We start from the raw sequence: 745 nt of genomic DNA, 5'->3' as shown, positions 1-745 counted from the left end.
AGAAATTGAGTTTTTCTCTCGGTCTGGCATTAATTTTCTTCCTGATCTTGGTTATTTTTCCTTCTGTAACCGTACTGATGTCGGTTCCTTTCGGGATATATTGCCGTATCAGCTTGTTGCCGTTTTCTATGGCTCCTTTCTGCCATGCGCAATAGGAATCGGCAAAATACACGGGCACGTTGAGCTTCTTGGTTATCCATTCATGCTCGGCGAACTCACTGCCGTTGTCCGTGGTGATGGACTTCAAGGCCTCTCCCTTGTATGGCAGCAGCAACCTCCACACGGTTCTTGCCACAGGCTTCGCTTTCTTCCCGTGCTTGAGCCTTTCCATCAACAGGAAGTTCGTGCTCCTTTCCGTCAGCGTGAGGATGGCGTTGCTGTCCTTGTCCACGATGAGGTCCATCTCCCAGTCCCCGAAACGTTTGCCGTCGGCTTCCGCCGGACGCTCGTGTATGCTCACACGGTTACGGATGTTCGTGGCCTTGGTCTCATGACGGTGTGAGGCCTTGCGCTTGTATTTCATCTTATGCCGGCAATGGGAAGCCAGTTCCCCGCTTTCGTCCTTGCGGATGAGGGCGTAAATGGCTTCATGGGAGACGTTTATACCCTCCAGCTTCAAACGTCCGGATATCTGCCGGGGAGACCACTGCTCGTTTTTTATGAACTCAATGATGCGCCATTGCAGCACATCATCCAGCCCCCTGTTGCCGGGCGTATGACACCGGCGGGATTCTGCCATGTCATG

General features: G+C 52.8%; 1 protein-coding gene. It reads right to left on the bottom strand.

The window, feature by feature from the left end:
- A partial coding sequence (locus H9625_RS17430) for an IS30 family transposase (RefSeq protein WP_225226502.1) occupies positions 1-745 on the bottom strand: 745 nt, incomplete at both ends.

Origin of the sequence: Phocaeicola intestinalis, assembly GCF_014837065.1 — a bacterium.
GTDB lineage: Bacteria > Bacteroidota > Bacteroidia > Bacteroidales > Bacteroidaceae > Phocaeicola > Phocaeicola intestinalis.
Note: the sequence above shows the minus strand (reverse complement) of the source record. Positions and strands in the feature narration are given on the sequence as shown.